General features: G+C 56.1%; 22 protein-coding genes. 19 read left to right on the top strand and 3 right to left on the bottom strand.

Annotated elements, in window-relative coordinates:
* Positions 1-22 precede the first annotated feature (22 nt).
* From ABD013_RS05245 to murB, 7 genes are read left to right on the top strand one after another with little or no spacing between them, the layout of a single operon-like run.
* Positions 23-643, top strand: a complete 621-nt coding sequence (locus tag ABD013_RS05245) for a MotA/TolQ/ExbB proton channel family protein (protein ID WP_343803259.1) — start codon at positions 23-25, stop codon at positions 641-643.
* A gap of 14 nt (positions 644-657) precedes the next feature.
* Positions 658-1,080, top strand: coding sequence for an ExbD/TolR family protein (locus tag ABD013_RS05240; protein ID WP_343803256.1), 423 nt, complete (start codon positions 658-660; stop codon positions 1,078-1,080).
* Complete coding sequence (gene lpxK, locus ABD013_RS05235) at positions 1,080-2,117, top strand: tetraacyldisaccharide 4'-kinase (protein WP_343803253.1); 1,038 nt, start codon at positions 1,080-1,082, stop codon at positions 2,115-2,117. Before ABD013_RS05240 ends, lpxK begins: the two co-directional genes overlap by 1 nt.
* Positions 2,098-2,289 (top strand): Trm112 family protein, encoded by a 192-nt coding sequence (locus tag ABD013_RS05230; RefSeq protein ID WP_343803250.1) that lies wholly within the window; start codon positions 2,098-2,100, stop codon positions 2,287-2,289. Before lpxK ends, ABD013_RS05230 begins: the two co-directional genes overlap by 20 nt.
* Positions 2,290-2,292: 3 nt before the next feature.
* Positions 2,293-3,054 carry a 3-deoxy-manno-octulosonate cytidylyltransferase gene (gene kdsB / locus ABD013_RS05225; protein WP_343803247.1) on the top strand — a complete coding sequence of 254 codons (762 nt, stop codon included), beginning with the start codon at positions 2,293-2,295 and terminating at the stop codon, positions 3,052-3,054.
* A gap of 33 nt (positions 3,055-3,087) precedes the next feature.
* Complete coding sequence (locus ABD013_RS05220) at positions 3,088-3,576, top strand: low molecular weight protein-tyrosine-phosphatase (RefSeq protein ID WP_343803243.1); 489 nt, start codon at positions 3,088-3,090, stop codon at positions 3,574-3,576.
* The gene (murB, locus tag ABD013_RS05215) at positions 3,570-4,592 is read left to right on the top strand and encodes a UDP-N-acetylmuramate dehydrogenase (RefSeq protein WP_343803240.1); all 1,023 of its coding nucleotides are present in this window, start codon (positions 3,570-3,572) and stop codon (positions 4,590-4,592) included. The genes ABD013_RS05220 and murB overlap by 7 nt, the downstream gene beginning before the upstream one ends.
* A 104-nt stretch (positions 4,593-4,696) precedes the next feature.
* Here murB and rne read toward each other — a convergent pair whose 3' ends face one another.
* Complete coding sequence (rne, locus tag ABD013_RS05210; protein WP_343803237.1) at positions 4,697-7,933, bottom strand: ribonuclease E; 3,237 nt, start codon at positions 7,931-7,933, stop codon at positions 4,697-4,699.
* 463 nt (positions 7,934-8,396) lie between these two features.
* Between rne and rluC the strand changes: the two genes are divergently transcribed.
* The 5 genes from rluC (at position 8,397) to ABD013_RS05185 (ending at position 13,528) form a co-directional block, all read left to right on the top strand.
* Positions 8,397-9,368 carry a 23S rRNA pseudouridine(955/2504/2580) synthase RluC gene (gene rluC / locus ABD013_RS05205; protein WP_343803234.1) on the top strand — a complete coding sequence of 324 codons (972 nt, stop codon included), beginning with the start codon at positions 8,397-8,399 and terminating at the stop codon, positions 9,366-9,368.
* An 18-nt stretch (positions 9,369-9,386) separates the two neighbouring features.
* Positions 9,387-10,490, top strand: a complete 1,104-nt coding sequence (locus ABD013_RS05200) for a DNA-binding protein (RefSeq protein WP_425543390.1) — start codon at positions 9,387-9,389, stop codon at positions 10,488-10,490.
* Between the two features lie 85 nt (positions 10,491-10,575).
* Positions 10,576-11,550 carry an HTH-type transcriptional regulator CysB gene (gene cysB / locus ABD013_RS05195; protein WP_343803228.1) on the top strand — a complete coding sequence of 325 codons (975 nt, stop codon included), beginning with the start codon at positions 10,576-10,578 and terminating at the stop codon, positions 11,548-11,550.
* A 61-nt stretch (positions 11,551-11,611) separates the two neighbouring features.
* A complete protein-coding gene (thrH, locus tag ABD013_RS05190) occupies positions 11,612-12,229 on the top strand; it encodes a bifunctional phosphoserine phosphatase/homoserine phosphotransferase ThrH (RefSeq protein WP_343803225.1) in 618 nt (205 codons plus the stop codon).
* A 63-nt stretch (positions 12,230-12,292) separates the two neighbouring features.
* The gene (locus ABD013_RS05185) at positions 12,293-13,528 is read left to right on the top strand and encodes a peptidoglycan DD-metalloendopeptidase family protein (RefSeq protein ID WP_343803222.1); all 1,236 of its coding nucleotides are present in this window, start codon (positions 12,293-12,295) and stop codon (positions 13,526-13,528) included.
* A gap of 29 nt (positions 13,529-13,557) precedes the next feature.
* On the opposite strand, the gene pabB is transcribed toward ABD013_RS05185, so the two are convergent.
* Positions 13,558-14,943: an aminodeoxychorismate synthase component I gene (gene pabB, locus ABD013_RS05180; protein WP_343803219.1), complete on the bottom strand. Its 1,386-nt coding sequence runs from the start codon at positions 14,941-14,943 to the stop codon at positions 13,558-13,560.
* A 109-nt stretch (positions 14,944-15,052) separates the two neighbouring features.
* Between pabB and ABD013_RS05175 the strand changes: the two genes are divergently transcribed.
* The 7 genes from ABD013_RS05175 (at position 15,053) to ABD013_RS05145 (ending at position 24,763) form a co-directional block, all read left to right on the top strand.
* A complete protein-coding gene (locus ABD013_RS05175) occupies positions 15,053-15,910 on the top strand; it encodes an alpha/beta fold hydrolase (RefSeq protein WP_343803217.1) in 858 nt (285 codons plus the stop codon).
* Positions 15,911-16,190: 280 nt separating this feature from the next.
* Entirely contained in the window at positions 16,191-16,913 is a 723-nt protein-coding gene (locus ABD013_RS05170) for a GntR family transcriptional regulator (protein ID WP_343803214.1), read from the top strand.
* Positions 16,906-17,799 (top strand): methylisocitrate lyase, encoded by an 894-nt coding sequence (gene prpB, locus ABD013_RS05165; RefSeq protein WP_343803212.1) that lies wholly within the window; start codon positions 16,906-16,908, stop codon positions 17,797-17,799. Before ABD013_RS05170 ends, prpB begins: the two co-directional genes overlap by 8 nt.
* A gap of 83 nt (positions 17,800-17,882) precedes the next feature.
* A complete protein-coding gene (gene prpC / locus ABD013_RS05160) occupies positions 17,883-19,013 on the top strand; it encodes a bifunctional 2-methylcitrate synthase/citrate synthase (RefSeq protein WP_343803210.1) in 1,131 nt (376 codons plus the stop codon).
* A 136-nt stretch (positions 19,014-19,149) separates the two neighbouring features.
* Positions 19,150-21,765, top strand: coding sequence for a Fe/S-dependent 2-methylisocitrate dehydratase AcnD (acnD, locus tag ABD013_RS05155; protein WP_343803208.1), 2,616 nt, complete (start codon positions 19,150-19,152; stop codon positions 21,763-21,765).
* A gap of 234 nt (positions 21,766-21,999) precedes the next feature.
* Positions 22,000-23,178: a 2-methylaconitate cis-trans isomerase PrpF gene (gene prpF / locus ABD013_RS05150; protein ID WP_343803206.1), complete on the top strand. Its 1,179-nt coding sequence runs from the start codon at positions 22,000-22,002 to the stop codon at positions 23,176-23,178.
* A 292-nt stretch (positions 23,179-23,470) separates the two neighbouring features.
* On the top strand, positions 23,471-24,763 hold the full coding sequence (locus ABD013_RS05145; RefSeq protein ID WP_343803204.1) for a diguanylate cyclase domain-containing protein: 1,293 nt from the start codon (positions 23,471-23,473) through the stop codon (positions 24,761-24,763).
* Between the two features lie 53 nt (positions 24,764-24,816).
* On the opposite strand, the gene ABD013_RS05140 is transcribed toward ABD013_RS05145, so the two are convergent.
* The gene (locus ABD013_RS05140; protein WP_343803202.1) at positions 24,817-25,884 is read right to left on the bottom strand and encodes a 3-deoxy-7-phosphoheptulonate synthase; all 1,068 of its coding nucleotides are present in this window, start codon (positions 25,882-25,884) and stop codon (positions 24,817-24,819) included.
* Positions 25,885-26,109: the final 225 nt, after the last annotated feature.

Here is a 26,109-nt window from a genome sequence, read left to right as displayed (position 1 = left end):
ATTAACAGGAGGTGAGTTCAAGGTGTTTGAGATTATTGTTGCCGGTGGCTGGTTGATGCTGCCTATCGTAGCCTGCTCCATTGTGGCATTGGCAATCTGTGGCAATCGACTGCTGGTTTTGCGCCCGCAATTGATCACGCCGTCGGGTCTGTTGGCTGAGGTCTGGGAATTGACCCAGAGTCGGCAGTTGACGGCCGAGCGCCTTGCAGCAATCCGTGCTGCTAGCCCCTTGGGGCGAATCATCGTCTCTGGTCTGAACAACTCACGCCATGGTCGTGAAATCATGAAGGAGAGTATTCAGGAAGAAGCGTCTCATGTGGTGCATGACCTTGAGCGATTTCTGAACCCTTTGGGCACTATTGCTGCCATCACGCCTTTGCTTGGCCTGTTGGGTACCGTCATCGGTATGATCAAGGTGTTCATGGAAATCATGATCCAGGGGACGGGCAATGCCAGCATACTGGCCGGGGGCATCTCCGAGGCCCTGATCACCACGGCGGCGGGCCTTTCGGTGGCTATCCCGGCGCTGGTCATGCACCGTTATTTTCAACGCCGTATCGATAGTCTTGTACTAACCATGGAGCAGGAATCAATCAAGCTGGTTGAAGCCATTCATGGCGATCGCGAAGTCGATATCCACTAAGCGCGGAGGTGGCGGTGAAATTTCAACGTCAACGACGTGAAGAGATCAACATCAACCTGACCCCATTGATCGATGTGGTGTTCTTGCTGCTGATCTTCTTCATGATTACGACCACCTTTACTCAGGAATCTCATCTCAGTATAAGCCTGCCAGAGGCGTCTACTGAGGCCCGCGATATGGCAGATGAAGTAGAGTTCATTGATGTGGTTGTCGGGGCAGAGGGGCAGTTTTCGGTTAACGGCCAGCCGCTGGTAACCAGTGACGCGCTGACGTTGAAGCGGGCCATTTTGAAGCTGGCAGGGGAGCAGCGTGATCTTCCCTTTGTCATTACGGCTGATGCCAATGCCCGGCATCAGGCAGTGGTGATCGTGATGGATGTGGCAGGACAGCTTGGCTTCTCCCGCCTGAGTATTGCGACACAGAAAGCTGGCGACTGATGTCACTGGAGCGTTCATGGTATTCAGGTGCTGGCTGGCTCAAGCTATTGCGCCCCCTGTCATCTCTGTTCAAGGCTCTGGTATTGAGGCGATTCGAACGCCAGCGTCGTACAGGTGCGGCTGCCGCCTGTAATCCTGTGCCTGTGGTGATCGTTGGTAATATCAGCGTGGGCGGTACCGGTAAGACTCCTCTGGTTATTGCCCTGATTGAGATACTCAGGGCTCAAGGCTACCGCCCCGGGGTAGTGAGTCGTGGTTACGGCGCCAAACCTGAATCCCATCCCTGGCTGGTGACGCCCCTTACCCCGCCTGGCGAAGGCGGCGATGAACCCTGTCTTATCGTTCAGCGTACCGGCGTGCCGCTGGTCATCGACCCCGATCGGCCGCGTGCGGTCGAAGCTCTGTTGTCAGGGCATGATTGTGACCTGATCATCAGTGATGACGGGTTGCAACATTATGCTCTTGCGCGGGATCTCGAGATTGCAGTGATTGATGGTGTGCGTGGCCTGGGAAATGGGCGCTGTCTGCCGGAAGGGCCGCTTCGTGAGCCGCCGGAGCGCCTTGCTCATGTGGACTGGGTACTGATCAATGGTGCGGATCGTTGCCCCGGTCTTCCTGAGCTTGCACAGTCACCGGTGAAAATGCAGCTGGTTCCTTCGATGCTGGTACCATTAACCACGGGACCGGAGTTGAACCCTGCACACTGGCCTCACGGGCAACAGGTTCATGCCGTTGCCGGAATCGGCAATCCTGTCCGTTTTTTCGATACACTGAGGGCATTGGGGTTTGAGCCAATCGAGCATCCGTTGGCAGATCATGCCGAGATTACACCGGAAATGCTCGATTTTGATCCGCCATTACCTATTATCATGACGGAAAAGGATGCCGTGAAATGTCGTGCCTTCCAGACGACGGGATGTTGGGCGCTTCGAGTCGATGCGCAGCTGGGGGCGCAGTTCCAATCACAATTTTTACAGCGACTGGCACAGGTGTCAGCGCAACATACAGGACAGCAAAATGGATCCGAAACTGCTTGATATTCTGGTATGCCCCGTATCCAAGGCACCACTGGAGTGGAACAAAGAAACCAATGAGCTGATCTGCCGTAGCAGTGGTCTGGCCTATCCGATTCGAGATGACATTCCTGTAATGCTGGAATCGGAAGCGCGTACTCTGACGACTGAAGAGCGCCTGAAGGAGAGTCAGTAAGTCATGAGCTTCTCCGTTGTCATCCCGGCGCGCTTTGCGTCCAGTCGTTTCCCGGGCAAGCCTTTGGCAGATCTCGCCGGCAAGCCGATGGTGCAGCATGTCTATGAACGTGCCTGCGAGAGTGAGGCGGTGCGTGTCATCATCGCGACCGACGACGAACGCATCGCCCAGGTGGCCAGGGACTTCGGTGCCGAAGTATGCATGACATCACCGGATCACCCTTCGGGCACTGATCGACTGCAGGAAGTGGTGCATACACTGGGTTTTTATGCCGATGATATCGTGGTCAATGTGCAGGGTGACGAGCCGTTGATTCCGCCACGCATCATTAATCAGGTCGCACATAACCTGATGGCCCTGCCGACTGCCGGAATCGCGACACTTTCGGAGCCAATTGAGACCGTTGAAGCCTTGCTGAACCCTAATGTGGTGAAAGTGGTAACCGATCATCAGGGTATGGCGCTGTACTTCAGTCGCGCTCCTATTCCCTGGCCGCGTGATGCATTCATGCAGCAGCAGGACAGGATGCCCGAAGGTTTCTCCTGGCAGCGTCATATCGGCATGTACGCCTACCGTGTCAAGATGCTTAACGACTTTGTGGGGTGGTCGCCGGCACCGCTGGAACACACCGAGTGCCTTGAGCAGCTGCGTGCGCTTTGGCATGGGGTGGGAATTCATGTGGACGCCGCAGATGAAGCACCGCCGACCGGTGTTGATACGCCTGAAGACCTGGCACGTATTGCCGAGCTGCTGGCGGCACAATAAATTTGCCGCCATCTTTGTAAAGAAGGTATTTCCGTGACCAAGAAAACCTCCGTTCTGTTTGTTTGCTTAGGCAATATTTGCCGCTCGCCGACCGCACATGGAGTGTTCGAGCAACTGATCGAGCAGCAGGGCGCATCTGAACGTTTTATGATCGATTCCGCCGGGACTGCAGCCTACCATGTCGGTAAGCCGCCGGATACTCGCACCCAGGCTGCGGCCCGTCGCCGCGGTTATCCGCTGGAGCATCTCAGGGCGCGCGCTGTCGAATTGGCCGACTTCGACAGCTTTGACTACATCCTGGCAATGGATGCAGCCAATCTGCGTGAACTGCGCAGTCTCTGTCCGCGTGGTTTTCGTGGTCATCTTGGGCTGTTTCTCGATTTTGCTGAGAGTATCAAGCACAAGGAGGTGCCGGACCCCTACTACAGCTCAGGTGAGCAGGGGTTTGAAGAGGTGCTTGATCTGGTCGAGAAGGCCAGTCAAGGGCTCTATCGCCACCTGATGCAGGAGTCGCAGTGTTAACAGGATTATCTGCCGAACGCGAGGCTTCGCTGACCGGGCTGAACACCTTCGGTTTTGATGTCGTGGCTGATCAGTTGGTCAGCATTACCGACACTGAGCAGTTGGCGCAATTGATGCGACAGTTGGAGGTTGATCCTCAGCCGCTGCTGGTGCTTGGTGGTGGCAGTAACCTGGTGTTAAGCCGTCGCATACCCGGTGTCGTGGCCCGAATGGCGATCAGGCGCTGGGAGTCCAGAACTGAGGGTGATGAGGTCCTGCTTTGGGTCGGTGCGGGTGAAGGCTGGCATGAGACGGTTGAGCGTACCTTGCAGCAGGGCTGGTACGGGCTTGAAAATCTGGCGTTGATCCCGGGTACAGTCGGTGCTGCCCCAGTGCAGAATATTGGTGCCTATGGCGTTGAGTTGAAGGATTGTCTCAATCGGGTTGAGGTGTACGATCGGCAGGAGCAACGGCTGCGATTACTGGAGGCTGAAGCTTGCAACTTTGCCTACCGTGACAGCCTGTTCAAATCCGGTGAGCCTGGTCGCTATATCATTACGGCGGTTGAATTCAGATTGAGTACCAAGGCTCAGGTCAAGTCTGGTTATGCCGCCTTGCGCGCTGAGTTGGAAGGGCAGGATGATCCTGCACCGGAACAGGTATTTGCGGCAGTGTGTCGGGTGCGTCAGCGCAAGTTGCCAGCGCCGGAGAGACTGGGAAATGCGGGTAGCTTCTTCAAGAACCCGGTGATCAGTACCGCGCAGTGTCACCGCTTGCGTGAGCAGGAGCCTGATCTTGTGTTCTACCCGGATCCGTCAGGCGGCTGTAAGCTGGCAGCTGGCTGGCTGATCGATCGCTGTGGCCTCAAGGGGTATCGCCAGGGAGCAGTGGGGACCTATCCTGAACAGGCTCTGGTGCTGGTGAACTGGGGTGGGGGTGATCGAGCGGCTATTGAAGGGCTGGCTGGCTATATCCAGCAGCAGGTCAAGCGACGCTTTGATGTTGAACTGGAGCCTGAACCGCGTTTCTATCCCTGATACACGTCGGTAGTCAAATACTGAAAAGCCGCTGCAGTTTAACGCTGCAGCGGCTTTTTTGTAGGTTGTAGCGACCGTCCCACGGTCGCTACTGTCTGCCAAGTTCAGCTGTCTTGCGACTGCTGGCGGCGGCGTACTTCACGAGGATCGTTAGGGGCGCGGCCGGCACGACGGCGACGTGTGCGAGGCTCTTCGGACTTGTCCGTGTCTGCCTTGTCCTGATCCTGTTCCGTTGCTTCGTTTACTGCTTCCGGCTGGGCAGGGGCAGTCGCTTCAGCTTCGATTATGGTCTCAGTTTCAGTCTCGGTTTTGGCCTCGGCTTGGGCTGGAGTCTCGACTGCTTCCTTTTCGGCTACCGGCTTTGTGTCTGCCTCTGCCTTTACCACTGGCTCTGCTTTGGCTTCATCCATGGTTTTGGCTTCTTCGGCCTCTACTGGCTGGACTTCAGCTTCAGGCTGGGCTGTCGGTTCTGCCTGCTTCTGAGCGGGCTCGGTAGTGGGTGCTTCGACAGCTTTGGCTTCTTCAGTACCAAGTGTTTCGAGTGGCAGCTCCTGCTGCGTTTCCTCTGCAACTGGAGTGACTTCGGGCGTATCAGATGTAGCCTGTTCGGCATTATCCTGCTGCTTGTCCGATTTGCCACGGCCGCGCGCGGGGCGGCGACGACCACGTGAGCTGCGCTTGGGCTTTTGCTTGTCGTCAGCGTCAGTGTTGGCTTCTTCCTCAGACTGCTCCGTGCGCGTAGTGTCTTCTGTCGGCTGAGTAGCAGTTTCATCTGCAATTGCGGTATTGGTGCTGTCCGGTTCGGCCGTTTTTGCGGCCTCTGCTACTACGCTCTCCGTTGCCGCTTCAGGCGCTGCTTCTGTCTGCTTGGCTGTGGCATCTACTTCGGAAGTGGGTGCCTTTGCCTCTGTCGTCAATGATTCCTGTTGCTCAGCGGTCTCAGAGGTTGCGGCAACAGTGGTTGTCGCTTCTTCGCTGGACAGTGTCTCATTGGTGACTTTTTGTTCACCCAGCAAGGCCTGGATTTCCTGCTCAGCAGCATCATCACGCATCTCTTCCGGAAGCGGGGTGCGAGTAGCCTGGCGCTCGTCGGTATTACGGCGGCGGCGACCGCGGCGACGGGAAGCGCGGCTGCCGTCTTCGCGGCTCTCGGATTTTTCCTGCTTGCTCTGCTGATCATCCTTGTCCGGCTGCTGCTGTTCTGTAGCAGTGGCGTTGTCGGGTGATTTGGCTTCCTGAGTGTCGTCACGACGGCTGCGGCGGCGACGACGGCGGCTGCCTTCCTTCTTCTCGCTACCTTTCTCGCCACCTTTTTCGACAACTTCGCTGTCACCGATCGCGGGCAGATTCTGATCGCGCTCTACGGTGATGATTTCGTCATTGTCGCGCTTATCACGGTTACTGCGGCGACGATCGCCATCGCGACGGTTGCGAGAACGACGATCACGTCCGCTTCTGGAGTCGCTGCTGCGGGCTTCACGGCGGGGGCTCTTGTCCTCAGAGGGCTGTTCCTCTTTGGCTTCACGCTTAGCAGGTTTTTCATCCGCTGCAGCCGGTTTGGCCGTCGAGGTCTTGCTGCCACCGAACAGACTGCGCAGTGCGCCCAGGATGCGTTCGCCAAACGAGGTGGCTTGGATGGGCTGGGGGGCTTCGGCTGCTTTTGCAGGCTCGGCTTTCTCGCTCTTTTGCGGTTTCTCGGCCTTGGCTTCCTGCTTTTCTTCAGCGGCAGGCTGGGGGGCGCGAGTTGGCGGAACTACGGCCTTGACCGCGGCCTGCTCGCGCTTGGCTGCTGGCGCACGGCCGCTCTCTTGCGGTGCGGCTTCAGTTTCCGGCTGCAAATTGTAGCTGGCGTCCTGGGTCGTGGTGACCGTGTGGTCTTCGCGCAGGCGCACAACTTCGTAGTGCGGGGTTTCCATGTTCGGGTTCGGTACGATTACGACGCGCACCTGGTGTCGCATCTCGATGCCGTGGACTTCGTGACGTTTCTCGTTAAGCAGGTACGTAGCCACCGAAACTGGCAGGATGGCCCGGATTTGAGCCGTGCGATCCTTCGAGGACTCTTCTTCAATCAGGCGCAGGATCGACAGTGCCAGAGACTCGGTATCACGGATGCTGCCCTGACCATGGCAGCGAGGGCAAACACTGCCGCGCGATTCTGCCAGCGAGGGGCGCAGGCGCTGGCGAGACATCTCCAGCAGGCCAAAGCGGGAGATGCGGCCCATCTGTACGCGTGCGCGATCCAGCTTGAGCGAGTCACGCAGACGGTTTTCCACTTCACGCTGGTTCTTGATCGGTGTCATGTCGATGAAGTCGATCACGATCAGGCCGCCGATATCACGCAGGCGTAGCTGGCGTGCAATCTCTTCCGCCGCTTCCAGGTTGGTCTGCAGGGCCGTTTCCTCGATATCGCCGCCGCGGGTCGCGCGGGCGGAGTTGATATCGATGGAGACCAGTGCTTCAGTCGGGTCGATCACGATGGAGCCGCCAGACGGGAGTTTGACCTCGCGTTCGAAAGCGGTTTCGATCTGGCTTTCGATCTGGAAGCGGTTGAACAGCGGTGTTTGTTCCTTGTACAGCTTGATGCGGTTTTCGTAGCTGGGCATCACCTGCTGTACGAACAGCAGTGCCTGTTCGTAGACGCTGGGGTTATCGATCAGTACTTCGCCGATATCCGCCCGCAAATAGTCACGCACGGCACGGATGACAACGTTGCTTTCCTGATACACCAGGAAGGGAGCTGGGCGCTCATTAACGGCCTGGACTGCATCCCACAATGTGATCAGGTAGTCCAGGTCCCACTGCAGCTCTTCAGAACTGCGGCCGATGCCGGCGGTGCGCACAATAGCGCCCATGCCATCGGGGATGTTAACGCCTGACAGTGCTTCCTTGAGCTGAGTACGGTCGTCGCCTTCGATGCGACGGGAAATGCCGCCCGCACGCGGGTTGTTCGGCATCAGAACCAGGTAGCGGCCTGCCAGGCTGATGAAAGTAGTGAGTGCGGCGCCCTTGTTGCCACGCTCTTCCTTGTCAACCTGAACGATGACCTCGGTTCCTTCCTTAACCACTTCCTTGATGTTGGGGCGCTGTCCACGTTCCGGCTGTTTGCAGAAGTATTCGCGGGAGATCTCTTTCAGTGGCAGGAAGCCGTGGCGTTCGGCACCGAAATCTACAAAAGCGGCCTCAAGGCTGGGTTCCACACGTGTAATGCGGCCCTTGTAGATATTGGCTTTCTTCTGTTCACGGCTATCAGACTCGATATCCAGATCGAAGAGGCGCTGGCCGTCAACCAGCGCTACGCGCAACTCTTCAGGCTGAGTTGCGTTGATTAGCATTCTTTTCATGTTGTGTGCGTTCTCATAAACGCAACGCTTCTCGCCCTGCTGTGAGGGAGAAAAAATAATGTCCAGTCTTGGGATGCGGCTGCCGATGATGCAAGCAACCTGTGCAGCCACGCAAACGGCGGGCTGTCACGATCGTCAGTGAAGGAAACGCAGACCTATGTCGTTATTGTCTCTGGCTGTGGCTGCCTGGGTGTAAGTACAGGCAGGTTCCTGGTCAGCGTGCGTCTTCACCTCCAACTGAACCTTCCGTCCGGCGAAGGTCGTGAAAGCGTTACGTGAAAGTGTTGTATTTCACGATAAATCTTGTGTTCTGCCATCGATCGGGGCTTGAGCGGCCACTCGTCCAAAAAAAAGGCGGGGCCTGCTGCATGGATTTGAAATTTACTAAAGCCAACCGACCGCAGCATCGCTAGAATATAACAGTTAACCCCCAAAGGCATCAATTGAGAGTCAATCCGTCGGTATGACGCATAAACAACAGCAGCAACAGCAACAACAGGTTCGTTTCGTGGAAGTGGATGCGGACCAGGCAGGGCAGCGCATCGACAATTTTCTGCGTACAGCGCTAAAGGGCGCGCCCAAGAGTCTTATTTACCGCATCCTGCGCAAGGGTGAAATCCGGGTTAACAAGAAGCGTGTGAAGCCGGATACACGGCTCAATGCCGGGGATCTTATCCGTATTCCACCGGTGCGTGTTCCCGAACGGGGTGAAAGTGCGCCTGTTGGTACCGGCCTTGCCGAACACCTGGAAAGTGCCGTGCTTTACGAGAGTGACAGCCTGATTGTGATCAACAAGCCGGCAGGACTTGCTGTACATGGTGGCAGTGGGGTCAGTCTCGGGCTGATCGAAGCTCTGCGTCAAATTCGTCCAGACTGTCGTTTTCTTGAGCTGGTACATCGGCTGGACCGAGATACGTCCGGCTGCATTATGGTGGCCAAGAAGCGCAGCATGTTGCGCTACCTGCACGATGCTTTGCGTATGCGTAAGGTCAACAAGGTCTATCATGCTCTTGTAGTGGGACGCTGGCCGAGTCGTCGCAGCAAGGTGGATGCACCATTGCAGCGTTTTGAACTCAAGTCCGGGGAACGAATCGTCAAGGTCCATCCTGAAGGTAAGCCATCAGTAACTGAATTCAAGGTGCTGAAACGTTATCAGGATATGGCAACACTGGTTGAAGCCCGGCCACTGACGGGGCGCACGCACCAGATTCGTGTGCATACTCAGTTCGCCGGTCATCCGATTGCCGGTGATGTGAAATACACACCTGACGAGGACAACCGCGAGTTCCGTCAGCAGGGGATCAGACGATTGATGCTGCATGCCGCTCGTCTGGAGCTGTCCTTACCGGATGGTGAGCGTTTGCGTGTTGAAGCCCCTTTGGATACCGATACGGAAAGTGCCTTGTCGAGGTTGGCTGCCGAGCAGGCTGTGTGAGTACAGGAAAGGATAGTGATGGATTTGCAGCGCAGGACCGAAATTTTCACGGTTGCCGATCAGTGTTTGACCTCGGGAGAGGTGCCCAGCTCTGAACGTTTGATAGCACAGATGCCGGATGTCGCGCCGGCGCATCTGGAGCAAGTGCTGGGAGAGTGGTGGCAGCAGTTGCCCGTGCGGGTGCGGCTGCAGGAGATGCCGGGCTCAGCCGTGCCAGAGGTGCCCGAGTCAATGCAGCATCTTTTTGCCCGAGTCTGGCGCCAGGCTATGGATGAAGCCTCCAGGCTACATCAGCAGCAGGCGCAGGAATCAGCCCCTGATACAGCAGAACAGCAGCGTGTCTGTGATGATGCCTTGAAACGTTCTCGAGATGAAATCGTCGAGCTTGAGCAGCGTTATCGTGAGCAGTCATTCAAGCTGGATCAGGCACAGGAGCGTCAGACGGCTCTTGAGGGTGAGCTGCACCAGTTGAAGCAAGACCGTGCTTCGGAAGTGACTGAGCTGCAGAAGGAAAAGCAGTTAAGGGTCAATGCTCAGCAGGACCTGGAGCAGCTGCGGAAAACCTACGAGGACGCACAGCGCGTGTTTGATCAGCGCGTCCGTGATGAGCAGCTGCACAACCTGGAAGCGCTGGCGAAGGCGGAAGTGGATACGCGGCACTATCGAAACGCGTTGGACAAGTTGCGCGATGAGAGCGGTCGCAAGGAAGCAGATCTGGCTCGAGAGGCGAATGAGCTGCGAAACCGCCTTTCTCGAAGTGAGGCCAAGGTCGAGACCCTGTCCAGCCAGGTGCGTGCTCAGGAAGAAGCCTTGCGTGAGCTGCAGTCACAGGATGCTCAGCAGCAGCGGGAACAGGCGCAAATCAGTGCGCAATTGCTTTCTGCCAACAACCGTAACAAGCGCAGCGAGGAGCAGTTGCGCCAGCTTGAAGATCGCCTGCAGGGTTTGAACCAGAAACAGGCTGAAACCAGTAGTGACAGTGCACGCCGAGAGGCGCAACTGCGCACTCAATTGCAGCAGCGCGAAGATGAGGTGCAGAAGGTTCAGGCCAAAGCTCAGGCGTACGAGATGCGCGTTGAGGCTCTGGAGGAAGAGATTCGGCGTCTCAAACAGCGTGGCTAGCAGGGCGTTGGAAGTCACTAATTTGACTGTATATTCCCAAGTGTTATATTAAAAAAATCTTTATAACCCGAATAGAGTAAAGTCGATGAAGCTGCAGCAGTTGCGCTACATATGGGAAGTGGCTCGCCACGACCTGAACGTGTCGGCCACCGCCCAGAGTTTGTATACCTCCCAGCCTGGTATCAGCAAGCAGATCCGTCTGCTTGAAGATGAGCTGGGTGTTGAGGTGTTTGCCCGCAGTGGCAAGCACCTGACACGTGTCACGCCGGCGGGTGAGGCGATACTGGCGATTGCTGGAGAGGTGCTGCAGAAGTGTGATGCCATCCGTCAGGTTGCTCAGGAGTTCAGCGATGAGCGTAAAGGCAAGCTTGAGGTGGCAACGACACATACTCAGGCACGTTACGCTCTGCCGGCTACCATTCATGATTTCATCAAGGTGTACCCCGATGTGTCTTTGCACATTCATCAGGGTACTCCGATGCAGATCTCCGAGATGGCAGCGGATGGAACGGTCGACTTTGCCATTGCGACCGAGGCGATGTCCCATTTCAGCGACCTGATCATGATGCCCTGCTATCGCTGGAACCGTTCGGTGGTTGTGCCAGAAGGGCACCCGTTGACTGAACTGCCGGAGCTCACGCTGGAAGCCTTGGCCGAATGGCCGATTATCACGTATGTGTTCGGTTTTACAGGTCGTTCCAAGCTGGATGATGCCTTCACCAATAAGGGCCTTGAGCCTAAGGTGGTGCTGACTGCCGTGGACTCTGACGTGATCAAAACCTATGTTCGCCTTGGTCTTGGCGTAGGTATTATTGCCACCATGGCGTTTGAGGAGGGTAAGGATGACGGGCTGGTTGCACTGGATGCCAGTCATCTGTTCGAGCCCAGTATTACGCGCATCGGTTTCCGCAAGGGCAGTTTCCTGCGTGGCTATATGTATGAGTTCATTCAGACCTTCGCGCCACACCTGACGCCTGATGTTGTTCGCAAGGTTCAGGCGTGCAGCAACCGTCATGACATTGAGGCGCTATTTGAGGGGCTGGAACTCCCTGAGCATTGAAAGGGAATAGGCGACAGGGTACATTGTGGCGCAATTTATTAACTGACTGGAGGCGTCCCGCGTGGAACTGGCTTGTCTTGACCTGGAAGGTGTTCTGATCCCCGAAATCTGGATTGCGTTTGCTGAAGAAACCGGTATCGAGGAGTTGAAAGCCACGACCCGGGATATCCCTGACTACGACGTGCTGATGAAACAGCGCCTGCGCATTCTGGATGAGCACGGCCTGACTCTGCCTCAGATTCAGGACACCATTAGCCGCCTGTCGCCGCTGGAAGGCGCGCGTGAGTTCGTTGATTGGCTGCGCGAGCGTTTCCAAGTCGTCATTCTGTCCGACACCTTCTATGAGTTCGCGGCTCCTCTGATGAAGCAGTTGGGTTTCCCGACGTTGTTGTGCCACAAGCTGGAAGTCAATGGCGAAGGTCGAATCACTGACTACACGCTGCGTCAGCGTGACCCCAAGCGTCAGTCCGTGCGTGCATTCCAGCTGCTGAACTACCGCGTCATTGCTACCGGCGATTCCTACAACGATACCACCATGCTGGAGCAGGCCGAATCCGGTATCCTGTTCCATGCCCCGGATAACGTGATCGCGGAGTTCCCGCAGTTCCCGGCCGTCCACAGCTATGAGGATCTCAAGGCTGAATTCGTCAAGGCCAGCGTGCGTGATCTGACGATCTAAGTCGTTGCAGTATCCTGCCTCGGGCATCATATGCTCGAGGCTGTTCGGAGGAGGTCCTGATCAATGAAACGTTATTTGCGCAAGCCGTTGATGCTGGGTGTATACCTGCCTGCCGCGGCGCTTACGCTGGGGGCCTTCTCATACCAGCCTCTGGAATACTCGCTGCCACTTGAACTGCCGGAGCCCAAAGTGGCTGAAGTTCAGCTGGAAGAGCCGCACACGCTGGCTGAAGTGAGTATTGCTGACTTTGTCTACACCATTCAGCCGGGTGACACGCTTAGTACTATTTTTGAGCGTCTTGGTGTTTCTCAAAAAGAAATGTATCAGGTGTTGGAGAGTGATGTTTCCATTCTGGCGCTGGATACGTTGAAGCCGGGCGACAAGCTGGGTTTTTGGCTGGAAGAGGGCAGGCTGCAGCAGCTTGAACTCAGGTTTAATGTTGCGCATCAAGTCGTCTTCAGTCGTGCTGCTGAGGATACCTTCGAATACAGCGAAGTGCTGGTCGAAGGGCAGTGGCGCGAGCAGGTGGTGTCCGGTGAAATTAATGGCAGTTTTTACACCTCTGCCAAACGGGCCGGTTTGAATGCTGCCGAAATACAGCGCATTTCTGCGCTGCTTCAGGACAAGATTAATTTTCGTCGTGATCTGCGTGCCGGTGACCGTTTCCAGGTTGTACGTGCCGAGCAGTATATCGATGGTGAGGCAACCGGTAATACACGGCTTGAAGGTCTGCGCGTGTTCAATCGCTCACGTGAGTTGACCGCCTTCATGTTCGATGGCAATTACTATGACCTCAATGGCGAGAGCCTGGCGCGTGCCTTCATGCGGTATCCGACCAAGCGTCGTTTCCGCCTCAGCTCCCAGTTCAACCCCTATCGTAAACATCCGGTGACGGGGCGCGTGCGTCCACATAACGGCACCGACTTTGCCACGCCGATCGGAACGCCAGTTTTGGCAACCGGTGATGGTGTGGTCACCCGTGTGACCAAACACCCCTATGCTGGCCTGTATATCGTTATCGAGCATGGCGAGAAATACAAAACCCGCTTCCTTCATCTAAGCAAGGCGTTGGTGCGCAAGGGGCAAACGGTCAGCCGTGGTCAAAAGATTGCGCTGTCGGGAAATTCAGGTCGTTCCACGGGGGCGCATCTGCATTACGAATTGCATATCAATGGACGTCCGGTAAATGCGATGAAAGCCCCGATCCCGGTCGCTGATGCCGTCGGCAAGGATGACCGTATGGCTTTCAATCAGCTTAAGGATCGTTTGCTTGAGCAGATGAATGCCAATCAGGGCTGAGGTCTGATAGCCCCAGCCCTCGTCAGTGGTTAGTCAAGCCGCTGCAATCCGTTGATCAGGTTGTTAACCTTGTTAAAGGTCTCCTGATATTCCTCATCGATCTGTGAGTCGGCGACGATACCACCTCCGGCCCAGCAGTAGATCGCCCCTTCCTGACATAGCAGTGTGCGTATGGTGATGCTGGTATCCATGCGTCCGCAGCTGCTGATATAGCCTATGGAGCCGCAGTAGATTGAACGGCGCTGGGGCTCCAGTTCATCAATGATTTCCATGGCTCTGATTTTGGGTGCTCCGGTGATGGAGCCGCCCGGAAATGCATCGCGCAGGAGCTGCAGAGCGCTGGTGTCGGCGCGCAGTTGTCCTGTAATAACACTGACCATGTGATGGACATTGGGATAGGGCTCGATACTGAACAGCTCGGGCACCTTGATGCTCCCGGGTGTGCAGTTGCGGCTGAGATCATTGCGCAGCAGGTCAACAATCATCAGGTTTTCGGCACGGTCCTTGGCAGAGTGCAATAATTCGTTTGCCAGTGCCTCATCTTCAGGCGGTGTCCGGCCACGAGGGCGGGTGCCCTTGATTGGTCGGGTCTCTACCTGTTCATTTCGATCGCTGAGCAGAAAGCGCTCTGGAGACAGGGACAGAATGGCGCCTTCTGGCATATCCATGAAAGCGGCGAAGGGTGTAGGCGCAACCTGTCTCAGTGCCTGGTAGGCCTGCCAGGGATCACCTTCAAATGTCGCTTTGAAGCGCTGTGCGAAGTTGATCTGATAACAATCTCCCGCATGGATATAGTCATCGATTCGCTGCAGGGCATTGCGATAGTCATCTGCACTTAAATTACTGGCAAAGGGGGTGGTCAGCCGAAATGTCTGTGGTTCGAGGCTGGCTGGTGCTGCCAGTCGTTGTTGAATCTGGTGCAGCAGGCCCAAATCTGCGAGGGGGTGGCTGATCAGGCGACAGGTGCGCAGCTTGTGGTCAACGACAATGGCCCAAAGATATCGTCCGACCAGTAGCCAGGGGTAGTCAATGTCCGCCTCGGCATGTTGTGGCAGTTGTTCAACTGCACGCCCAAGGTCGTATCCGAACAGGCCGATAAGGCCGCCACAGAATGGCAAGTCATCTACGGGTTGTGCAGTGCCCAATTCAGCGAGGCAGTGATCCAGGTAGGCGAAGGGGTCCCGGTGTTCAGTATCCAATGCTCGCTGTTGACCATCGAAAGCCTTGAGCCCTTCAGGGCCAAAGCGGATGATGCGATCCGGTGCGGCTGACAGGATGTCATAGCGGCCACCAAGGGCATCCGGCTGGCTGCTGTCGAGCAGAATGGCGTGTCCAAACGGACGGATACGTTCCAGCAGTTCGTGGGTACTTTGACCGTATTCAAGGAACTGCTGATGAATCAACTGTTGAGTCAACCCGGGTCCTCGGTAAAAGCGAATATTCTATCATCCTTCAGCAGTATGGGGGCGTTCATTGTGACGATGGGGCGTATAATGCACGGGTTGTTTTGGTTGGAAGGTCGTCATGAAACACCCTTGTGAAATTAAGGAAGCTTTGCTGGCATTGCCGGATCAGCAGTTGCATTACCGTATATACCGCAATCGACATGCGATGACTGATCGCCGCTTGCTGTTGATACACGGGGCTGGCGTGGCTGGAGAGGACACCTGGCACATGCTAACGGCCTTTTTGACCCAGTGGAGTGAAATTCTGGTACCGGACCTGCGTGGTGCCGGAAACAGCTACTACCCCGATCGCCAGGAGCATGCCTTTGATGTGTATGATCTGGTCAGCGATATGGGGGCGCTGGTCGACCATTTGGGTTGGTGGCAGTTCGATCTCGGCGGCTATTCCCTGGGGGGGTTGGTGAGCATGTTGCTGAAACAGCGCTATAGCGACCGTATCGGTAAACAGTACCTGCTGGAGTCGGCAGTACTGGATCGTCCAGACTGGGAAAGTACTGTCGAGCTGCGTCGGCGGTATTCCGAGGCGGCTGTTCATCTGCGTTCGACAGATCGCGATCAGGGGATTCGTCAGTTTCTCGATACCATCTCGCCTAATCGCAAGGTTTCACCGCAAACTGAGTCGGTTGCCGTCAGCCGGCTGGCACGCCGGCCATTGGGTTTCGCCCATTCGCTTGATGCTGTTACTTCTGCCATCAATAGCATCGACCGTGAAGCATTGCTTGCAGCTCAAGGAGATGTCAGCAGTTTCATTGGTGGTCAGAGTGTCGAGTTAATGCATCAGCTACACTTGAGTCTGGCTGAGCAGATGGCGAACTGGCACTACTTTATGGTGCCGGGAACCGATCATTCCTTGCCGTTTCAAAAGCCGCGCCAGATTGCGCGCATTATGAATGAGGAGCTTGAACGCTACCTCTAACGGGCTGTTGAAGACCTATCTGCATTGCCGAATGCTTCGATTGAACAGGCCTGAAGTGCCCATTTAGTCCACTAGACTGTGACTTTTCGCCTGTTTTTGTCTTGCCTCGGTTGCTTCGATAGTGGCTTCAATCAGCTGCTAAGCTGTCTGAGGGAATCCCCCTAGACTTTTGTCTGATGTTGACAATTTTTCTCTATGGTTGAGTTGACGCTCGGTTTTGGCACCGGTATTGTTGCTTCTGAAAATATTGTCGACAATCTTGATCAGGGTTGTGCAGAACGTGAGTAAAAAAAGCGGAGAGCTGAAAGTGGTTCCACTGGAACCTGAAACGCGAACACTGGCAGATCGCGTCTGCCGGCAGATCGTGACGGCCATCGTCAAGGGAGAGATCCCCCCGGGCCAGAAGATCAGTGAGCCGGAACTGGCGCGTACCTACGGCATCAGCCGGGGGCCACTGCGTGAAGCGATCCGTCGCCTGGAAGGATGGCGGCTGGTAGAGCGCAAGGCCCATGTCGGCGCTCGAGTGGTTCAGCTGTCGACACGTGAGCTGATTGAGATCTATCGGGTGCGTGAGGCACTCGAAGGCATGGCCTGCCGCCTGGCAGCGAAGAACATGACGGATGAAGAGATCGCCAGCCTCAAGCAACTGCTCGATGAGCACGAAGCCTCGGTTGATCAGCGCGAAGGGCGCTCTTACTTTCAGAAAGAAGGTGACCTCGACTTCCATTACCGAATCGTACAGGGCAGCAAGAACGCCAAGCTGCTGGAGCTGCTTGGCGATGACCTGTACCACCTGGTACGTATGTACCGTTATCAATTCAGTGTTTCCAGTTCCCGTCCGAAACGGGCACTCAAGGAGCATCGTCAAATCATCGATGCAATCGAGTCCCGGGATGAAGAGCTGGCCGAGATGCTGATGCGTCGCCATATCAGTGCGGCCCGTCGCAATATCGAAGCCAAACTGGATACCGAGACCAAACCAGAAGGGGATAAACATGGCTGAGAAACTGACTGCAGGTGCACGCTTCCGTAAAGCTCTGGCTGAAAGCCAGCCGCTGCAGATCGTGGGTACCGTCAATGCTTACAACGCAATGATGGCGACTCGTGTAGGTCACCAGGCGATCTACCTGTCCGGTGGCGGTGTTGCCAACGCTTCCTACGGCCTGCCGGATCTGGGCATGACCTCCATGAACGATGTGGTTGAAGATGTACGTCGTATCACCAGCGCTGTTGATACCCCGCTGATGGTTGATATCGATACCGGTTGGGGCGGTGCATTCAACATTGCACGCACCATCAAGGAGATGGAAAAGGGCGGCGCTGCAGCTGTTCACATCGAAGACCAGGTTGCGCAGAAGCGTTGTGGTCACCGCCCGAACAAGGAAATCGTCTCTCTGGAAGAGATGGTCGACCGTGTAAAGGCGGCTGTAGATGCACGTACCGATGATGATTTCTTCATCATGGCGCGTACTGATGCGTTCCAGATGGAGGGTCTGAACGCGGCTGTTGAGCGTGCTCAGGCATGCCTGGAAGCGGGTGCTGATGCGATCTTCGCTGAAGCGGTTCACACTCTGGATGATTACCGTGCATTCTCCAGCGGCATCAACGGTGCCCACCTGCTGGCGAACATTACTGAATTCGGTGCCACGCCGCTGTTCAATAAGGCTGAACTGGCTGAAGCCGGTGCCACCATGGTGCTGTACCCGCTGTCTGCCTTCCGTGCCGCCAACAAGGCTGCACTGAACGTATACGAGCACCTGCTCAACGACGGTGACCAGAAGGCCGTAGTCGATACCATGCAGACTCGCATGGAACTGTACGATTTCCTCAACTACCACGACTTCGAACAGAAGCTGGACGCCCTCTTCAAAGAAGGCAAAAACAAATAACGATAAGTCATCATCCGCCTTGCGGATCGAGATAACTGGTACAGGGAGGCCTTGCCTCCCGGCAACAGATTAAGGAGATACAGATGGCAGAAGCAAAGAAACTCGGTGGTGCTGGTCTGCGTGGACAATCCGCAGGTGAAACCGCTCTGTGTACCGTGGGTAAAACCGGTGCCGGTCTGACCTACCGTGGCTACGACATCAAGGAACTGGCCGACAAGGCACAGTTTGAAGAAGTTGCTTACCTGCTGCTGTACGGCAAGCTCCCGAATCAGGCGGAGCTGGATGCCTACAAAGCCAAGCTGAAAGGCATGCGTGGGCTGCCGGAAGCGCTGAAGGTCGTACTGGAACAGATTCCGAAAGATGCTCACCCGATGGATGTGATGCGTACCGGTTGTTCAATGCTGGGTAACCTGGAGACCGAAATGGACTTCAGCGAGCAGCATGACAAGGTCGACCGCATGCTGGCCGTGTTCCCGTCGATCATCAACTACTGGTACAACTTCGCCCACAACGGCAAGCGTATCAATACCGAGACCGACGCTGACTCCATTGGCGAGCACTTCCTGTGGACCCTGCATGACAAGAAGCCGGATCCGCTGCACGTTCAGGTGATGCATGCATCCCTGATTCTGTACGCTGAGCACGAGTTCAACGCCTCTACCTTCACTGCACGTGTCTGTGCCTCTACGCTGTCCGACATCCATAGCTGTGTAACCGGTGCTATCGGTTCCCTGCGTGGTCCGCTACACGGTGGCGCCAACGAAGCGGCCATGGCGATGATCGAGCAGTGGAAATCTGCTGATGAAGCTGAAGAGGCGATCATGGGCATGCTGGCGCGCAAGGACAAGATCATGGGCTTCGGTCACGCGATCTACCGCGAATCCGACCCGCGAAACGCCATCATCAAGGAATGGTCCGAGAAGCTGGCCGAGCAGGTGGGTGACAGCGTGCTGTACCCGGTTTCCGAACGTGTTGAAGCGGTCATGTGGCGCGAGAAGAAACTGTTCTGTAACGCGGACTTCTTCCATGCGTCTGCTTACCACTTCATGGGTATTCCGACCGAGCTGTTCACGCCGATCTTCGTGTGTTCGCGTGTCGCCGGCTGGACCGCTCACGTAATGGAGCAGCGTGCCAACAACCGTATCATCCGCCCGTCCGCGGACTACACCGGCCCTGAATCGGCCGAGTGGGTACCGATCGAAGAGCGCGCCTGATGCGCCGGGGTGTAGTCATCACTGGCTACACCCCTTTTATTATCGGTATACCGGCCTGGATGCAGCGTGCCCCTGGGGTACAGATGCATCTTCAAGGCCCGCGTCAATGAATACTACTTGATGGACACCCGACGCCATGAATACAGAATTTCGTAAATCTTTGAAGGGCACTGACCTGGATTACTTCGATACCCGCGCGGCGGTCGAAGCGATTGAAGCCGGTGCCTACGCCAAACTGCCGTATACTTCTCGTGTACTGGCCGAACAGCTGGTTCGTCGCTGCGAGCCGGAAGCGCTGACTGCTTCCCTGAAGCAGTTGATCGAGCGCAAGCGCGATCTGGACTTCCCCTGGTATCCGGCCCGCGTGGTGTGTCACGACATCCTGGGTCAGACCGCACTGGTCGACCTGGCTGGTCTGCGTGACGCCATCGCCGATAAGGGTGGTGACCCGTCCAAGGTCAACCCGGTGGTACCGACTCAGCTGATCGTTGACCACTCTCTGGCCGTTGAAGCACCAGGCTTCGACCCGGAAGCGTTCGAAAAGAACCGCGCCATCGAAGATCGTCGTAACGAAGACCGTTTCCACTTCATCGATTGGACCAAGACCGCGTTCAAGAACGTGGACGTAATCCCGGCCGGTAACGGCATCATGCACCAGATCAACCTGGAGAAGATGTCTCCGGTGATCCAGGCCCGTGACGGTGTTGCTTATCCGGATACCTGTGTCGGTACCGACTCCCACACCCCGCACGTGGATGCGCTGGGCGTTATCGCCATCGGTGTTGGCGGTCTGGAAGCCGAAACCGTGATGCTGGGCCACCCGTCCATGATGCGTCTGCCGGATATCGTCGGTGTTGAGCTGACCGGTCAGCGCAAGCCAGGTATCACCGCCACCGATATCGTGCTGGCCATCACCGAGTTCCTGCGTCAGGAGCGTGTGGTTGGTGCTTACCTGGAATTCTTCGGTGAAGGTGCCGACAGCCTGTCTATCGGTGACCGTGCCACCATCTCCAACATGACACCGGAATACGGTGCGACTGCGGCGATGTTCTACATCGACGATCAAACCATCGATTACCTGAAGCTGACTGGTCGCGAGCCGGAACAGGTAGCGCTGGTGGAGCAGTACGCCAAGGAAACCGGTCTCTGGGCTGATGACCTGAAGACCGCGCAGTACGAGCGTGTTCTGACCTTCGATCTGTCTACCGTTGAGCGCAACCTGGCTGGCCCGTCCAACCCGCACCGTCGTCTGCCGACTGCGGCACTGCAGGAGCGTGGTATCGCTGACGAAGCCAAGCTGGCTGACGCACGCAAGGAAGAGGAAGAGGGCCTGCTGCCGGATGGCGCTGTCATCATCGCAGCGATCACTTCCTGCACCAATACCTCCAACCCGCGCAACGTGGTAGCGGCCGGTCTGCTGGCGAAAAAAGCCAACGAGCTGGGTCTGATCCGCAAGCCCTGGGTCAAGTCTTCCTTCGCGCCGGGTTCCAAAGTAGCTCGCCTATATCTGGAAGAAGCTGGCCTGCTGCCGGAACTGGAAAAGCTGGGCTTCGGCATCGTGGCTTACGCCTGCACCACCTGTAACGGTATGTCCGGTGCGCTGGATCCGCAGATCCAGCAGGAGATCATCGATCGCGATCTGTACGCCACCGCTGTACTGTCCGGTAACCGTAACTTCGACGGTCGTATCCACCCTTACGCCAAGCAGGCTTTCCTGGCGTCTCCGCCGCTGGTTGTGGCCTACGCCATCGCCGGTACCGTGCGTTTCGATATCGAGAAAGACGTGCTTGGCACTGACCAGAACGGTAACCCGGTTACCCTGAAAGATCTGTGGCCGTCGGACGAAGAGATTGATGCGATTGTCAAGGAAAGCGTTAAGCCGGAACAGTTCAAGCAGGTCTACATCCCGATGTTCGACCTGGGCCAGGTTGAAGAAGCGGAAAGCCCACTGTACGACTGGCGCGAGATGTCTACCTACATCCGCCGTCCGCCGTACTGGGAAGGTGCCCTGGCCGGTGAGCGTACTCTGAGCGGCATGCGTCCGCTGGCGGTACTGGGTGACAATATCACCACCGATCACCTGTCACCGTCCAACGCGATTCTGGCCAGCTCTGCTGCCGGTGAATATCTCGCCAAGATGGGCCTGCCGGAGGAAGACTTCAACTCCTACGCGACTCACCGTGGTGACCACTTGACCGCTCAGCGTGCAACTTTCGCTAACCCGAAACTGCTCAACGAGATGTGTCTGGACGATAACGGCGAAGTGATTCAGGGTTCTCTGGCTCGTCTGGAACCGGAAGGTCAGCAGATGCGCATGTGGGAAGTGATCGAAGCCTACATGAACCGTAAGCAGAACCTGATCATCGTTGCCGGCGCTGACTACGGTCAGGGCTCATCCCGTGACTGGGCGGCCAAGGGCGTGCGTCTGGCTGGCGTGGAAGCGATCGTCGCTGAAGGCTTCGAGCGTATCCACCGTACCAACCTGGTCGGCATGGGCGTACTGCCGATGCAGTTCAAGGAAGGTGATACTCGTCACACTTACGCTATCGATGGTACTGAGACCTATGATGTGAAGGGCGAAATTGCTCCGGGTGCAGACCTGACGCTGGTGATCAACCGTCGCAACGGCGAAACTGTTGAAGTGCCGGTGACCTGCCGTCTGGATACCGCTGCTGAAGTGGCTACCTACAAGGCTGGCGGTGTGCTGCAGCGCTTCGCCAAGGAGTTCCTGGAAGCGGAAGGCGCTGCCTGATTTCGAACTCTTGAAAACTGCCCGGGCCATCCATGATGGTTCGGGTATTTCCCGGAGCAGAAACTGGTTCCGTGCCGGGATGTAACTGCATCGGAGACGCCGTAAACCCATTCATGGGGGCTCGCTGTTGCCATCCATGGCGACAGACGGTCCGCTGCAGCCATACCCCGTCACTTCCTCATATTCCTCAGCGGCTTTCTGCATTCGGCAACCGACTTATTTTGGAGCATTTACATGTCCAGTGTTCCCCAGATCAAAGTACCGGCCACCTACATCCGTGGCGGTACCAGCAAGGGCGTTTTCTTCCGTCGTCAGGATCTGCCTGAAGCCTGTCAGGAGCCCGGAGAAGCCCGTGACAAACTGCTGATGCGCGTGATTGGCAGTCCCGATCCCTATGGTCAGCAGATCGATGGTATGGGTGGTGCCACATCATCCACCTCCAAGACTGTCATCCTCGACAAAAGCACTCAGCCTGACCATGATGTTGACTATCTGTTTGGTCAGGTAGCGATCAACAAGGCGTTTGTTGATTGGTCCGGCAACTGCGGTAACCTGACCGCAGCCGTGGGCGCGTTTGCCATCAGTGGCGGTCTTGTTGACCCTGCGCGCATCCCGGAAAATGGTATCTGTACCGTGCGTATCTGGCAGAAGAACATCCAGAAAACCATCATCGCGCATGTGCCGGTCACCAATGGTGAAGTGCAGGAAACCGGTGATTTTGAACTGGATGGCGTCACTTTCCCTGCAGCCGAAGTGGTGATTGAGTTCATGGATCCGGCCGATGGCGAAGGCTCCATGTTCCCGACCGGTAATCTGGTCGACGACCTGGAAGTGCCGGGCGTGGGTACCTTCAAGGCGACCATGATCAACGCTGGTATCCCGACCATCTTTGTTAATGCGTCTGATATTGGTTATACCGGTACCGAACTGCAGAAAGACATCAATGGCAATGCCGAAGCGCTGGCGCGTTTCGAAACCATGCGTGCCTATGGTGCGGTGAAGATGGGCCTGATCAAGGACATCGAAGAAGCGGTTGCCCGTCAGCATACGCCGAAGATCGCTTTCGTGGCGCCAGCGACCGACTATGAAGCGTCCAGTGGCAAGCAGATCGGTGCAAATGACATCGACGTCTGCGTACGTGCGCTGTCAATGGGCAAGTTGCACCATGCCATGATGGGTACTGCATCCGTGGCCATCGCAACCGCTGCGGCTGTTCCCGGCACTCTGGTCAATCTGGCCGCCGGTGGCGGTGCGCGCGAAGCCGTAACCTTCGGCCACCCCTCTGGCACCCTGCGTGTCGGCGCGGCGGCGGAAGAAGTAAACGGTGAATGGACGGCCAAGAAGGCTGTCATGAGCCGCAGTGCTCGCGTGTTGATGGAAGGTTTTGTCCGCGTACCGGGTGATACTTTCTGATCTGCTACCTGTGCTGAAGCATCCTGGCTTTATCCTCGAACGCCTGATGAGTAATCATCAGGCGTTTTTATTCTGTGTCTTGCAAATCAGCTGTTTATTCGCTACTGCTAATAAGCTGTATCCGAAAGACATCACTGTCTGAATTGCGTAAACTGGGAGACATCATTCAAATAGAGTAGATCCCTGTATGACGCGCACGCTACTGCGCTCGGGCTTGAAGCCGAGGGTTGTATATCTAATTATTGTGCTGCTGTTAGTAGTTGGCGGAATTCTGACGGAGTATGTTGTCGGAATGGCCAAGCAGCGTGCTGCTCAAATACGCAGTATGGAGGCAACGGCGCTGTTGGCCAGCATGCGAGCCCAGCTGGAAACCGAAGTCAATTCCGTACTCTATCTGTCCCGCAGTCTGACCACATTTGTTTCAGCCTATCCAGATAGCTCACCCGAACGCTGGTATGAACTCTCGCGCGAAATTATTGGCGACGCGCCGCTGGTACGCAATATTGGTCTGGCCCCTGATAATGTCATGCAGTTTGTATATCCGCTGGAAGGGAATGAAGCGGTCATCGGGCTGGATTACCGTACCAACAAGGAGCAGTGGCCAGCTGTTGAAGAGGCGATCATCAGCGGCAAGATGAAACTTGCTGGCCCCGTGAATCTTATCCAGGGCGGGCAGGGGGTCATTGCCCGTGCACCAATCCATTACCGTCATGGAACAGCGCGGCATTATTGGGGGCTGGCATCGATCGTGCTTGATTTTGACACCTTGATGAACAAGTCAGGCATAAAAGAGACCGCTTCAGGTTTCGAGATCGCTATCCGCGGCCGTGACGGTACTGGTGAAACAGGTGATATATTCTTCGGTGATCGGGCGGTGTTTGTCGACCCTGTAGCCAAAATGCAGATATTTTTCCCCGGTGGTGTCTGGGTGATTGCGGCCAACCCCATTCATGGCATCAATGCGTCCGTGATCTGGATGCGGCTGACTGCTTGGGGGCTGCTGGCAGTTCTGGCAGGCTTGATCATGCTGATGTACCGCTTGTACCGTCTTGCTCACCACCAATCGAACACGGATAGCCTGACCGGTGAGGCCAACAGGCGCTCACTGATGCACCGTGCTGAGCACCTTGCCCAGCTCTATCCTCGTTCCGGAATAGGTTTTGCCCTGTTGTTTATCGACCTGAACCACTTCAAGGCGGTTAATGACACCCATGGGCATCACATGGGTGACCTTTTGCTGATTGCCGCTGCCCGCCGGCTGCGAGATAACTGCCGCGCCACCGACACGCTGGCACGTAATGGTGGCGATGAGTTTATTCTGTTACAGCCGGGTGTTGGACTTGAGGATGTGCGCAGGCTGGCTGCCAAGCTTGAGCAGCTGATGGCAAACCCCTTTGAGATAGCTGGCCTTGAGTTGAGTATTTCAGCGAGCGTTGGATATGCCGTATTTCCAAACGAATCCAATGACTGTGAAACCGTAATCAGCCTGGCCGATAGCCGCATGTATGCTCGCAAACGCAAGAAGAAGGCGTTGGAGCAGCGGGGCAGGCAAGATGATATCGAGGAAGTGGTCGTCGTCGAGTAAACACGAAGTGGTGTTCAAAACTGGGCGGCACGAATGGCCGCCCAGAGGTTGGATCAGCGATCGTTCAGCTCATCCTTGAGTTTTGCATCCATTTCACGCATGCACTTTTCAGTGGCTTCCCAGTCAATGCAGGCATCGGTCACGGACACCCCGTGCTTGAGCTGAGTCAGGTCATCAGGGATGGACTGGTTACCCCATTCCAGGTTGCTCTCAATCATCAAGCCGACAATGGATTTATTGCCTTCCAGAATCTGGTTCGCCACATTCTCAGCGACCAGCGGTTGCAGAGCAGGATCCTTGTTGGAGTTGGCATGGCTGCAATCCACCATGATGTTGGCTTGCTGGCCCGCTTTTTCCAGGGCCTGTTCGCACAGCTTTACGCTGACAGAGTCATAGTTCGGCTTGCCGTTGCCGCCACGCAGGACTACGTGACCGTAGCGGTTACCACGCGTGCGCACGATCGATACCTGACCATCACCGCTCATGCCGAGGAAGCTGTGTGGGTGCAGCACGGACTTCATGGCATTTACAGCGACGTCCAAGCCGCCATCGGTACCGTTCTTGAAGCCAACTGCGCAGGACAGACCTGAAGACATTTCACGGTGTGTCTGCGACTCAGTGGTACGTGCGCCAATCGCAGACCAGCTGATCAGGTCCTGCATATACTGCGGGGTGTTCGGATCCAGAGCTTCAGTTGCCAGCGGAAGGCCCATTTCGGACAGGTCGAGCAGCAGTTTACGCGCAATGTGCAGGCCTTCTTCGATATCGAAGGAGTCGTTCATGTGCGGGTCGTTGATCAGGCCTTTCCAGCCCACGGTGGTACGGGGTTTCTCAAAATAGACGCGCATGACCAGATACAGGGTGTCTTTCACTTCCTCAGCCAGGGCTTTCAGCTTACGGCCATATTCGAGCGCTGCTTCAGGATCGTGAATGGAGCAGGGGCCCACAACCACGAACAGGCGCTTGTCCTTGCGGTCGAGGATATCCTTGATTACCTGACGGCCTTCCATCACGGTTTTGGCAGCGGCTTCAGTCAGCGGCAGCTTGGCCTTGAGGGCTTCCGGCGTGATCAGCGGGATATTGGATTCAATATTGAGGTCTTCTACGCGTGTATCGGTCATCTTATAGTCCTGGCAGCGGCATTTAATGCTGAATGTCGGCTTTATTGGCTAGCCGATCCGTTCTGTTTTACCACATCGCTGCGGCGGTTATAAGTATCTGAAGGTGTGAGATTTAGTGGCCGATACCGGTGCTATGTGCAGGAGTGTTAAACTTGCCATACGTTCAGGACCTGTTGAGAACATTTCGATGCTCTTGAGGTCAGACCTGAGTGATGTGACGAAATA

This window comes from Marinobacterium maritimum (assembly GCF_039523155.1).
Taxonomy (GTDB): Bacteria; Pseudomonadota; Gammaproteobacteria; order Pseudomonadales; family Balneatricaceae; genus Marinobacterium; species Marinobacterium maritimum.
Note: the sequence above shows the minus strand (reverse complement) of the source record. Positions and strands in the feature narration are given on the sequence as shown.

What these genes read in the sequence shown, in the direction of transcription:
- ABD013_RS05140 (WP_343803202.1), bottom strand. Translation starts at nt 25,884, where the DNA reads ATGACCGATACACGCGTAGAAGACCTCAATATTGAATCCAATATCCCG.
- ABD013_RS05145 (WP_343803204.1), top strand. Translation starts at nt 23,471, where the DNA reads ATGGCCAAGCAGCGTGCTGCTCAAATACGCAGTATGGAGGCAACGGCG.
- prpF (WP_343803206.1), top strand. Translation starts at nt 22,000, where the DNA reads ATGTCCAGTGTTCCCCAGATCAAAGTACCGGCCACCTACATCCGTGGC.
- rluC (WP_343803234.1), top strand. Translation starts at nt 8,397, where the DNA reads ATGACGCATAAACAACAGCAGCAACAGCAACAACAGGTTCGTTTCGTG.
- ABD013_RS05185 (WP_343803222.1), top strand. Translation starts at nt 12,293, where the DNA reads ATGAAACGTTATTTGCGCAAGCCGTTGATGCTGGGTGTATACCTGCCT.
- lpxK (WP_343803253.1), top strand. Translation starts at nt 1,080, where the DNA reads ATGTCACTGGAGCGTTCATGGTATTCAGGTGCTGGCTGGCTCAAGCTA.
- ABD013_RS05230 (WP_343803250.1), top strand. Translation starts at nt 2,098, where the DNA reads ATGGATCCGAAACTGCTTGATATTCTGGTATGCCCCGTATCCAAGGCA.
- prpC (WP_343803210.1), top strand. Translation starts at nt 17,883, where the DNA reads ATGGCAGAAGCAAAGAAACTCGGTGGTGCTGGTCTGCGTGGACAATCC.
- prpB (WP_343803212.1), top strand. Translation starts at nt 16,906, where the DNA reads ATGGCTGAGAAACTGACTGCAGGTGCACGCTTCCGTAAAGCTCTGGCT.
- kdsB (WP_343803247.1), top strand. Translation starts at nt 2,293, where the DNA reads ATGAGCTTCTCCGTTGTCATCCCGGCGCGCTTTGCGTCCAGTCGTTTC.
- acnD (WP_343803208.1), top strand. Translation starts at nt 19,150, where the DNA reads ATGAATACAGAATTTCGTAAATCTTTGAAGGGCACTGACCTGGATTAC.
- cysB (WP_343803228.1), top strand. Translation starts at nt 10,576, where the DNA reads ATGAAGCTGCAGCAGTTGCGCTACATATGGGAAGTGGCTCGCCACGAC.
- ABD013_RS05200 (WP_425543390.1), top strand. Translation starts at nt 9,387, where the DNA reads ATGGATTTGCAGCGCAGGACCGAAATTTTCACGGTTGCCGATCAGTGT.
- rne (WP_343803237.1), bottom strand. Translation starts at nt 7,933, where the DNA reads ATGAAAAGAATGCTAATCAACGCAACTCAGCCTGAAGAGTTGCGCGTA.
- ABD013_RS05175 (WP_343803217.1), top strand. Translation starts at nt 15,053, where the DNA reads ATGAAACACCCTTGTGAAATTAAGGAAGCTTTGCTGGCATTGCCGGAT.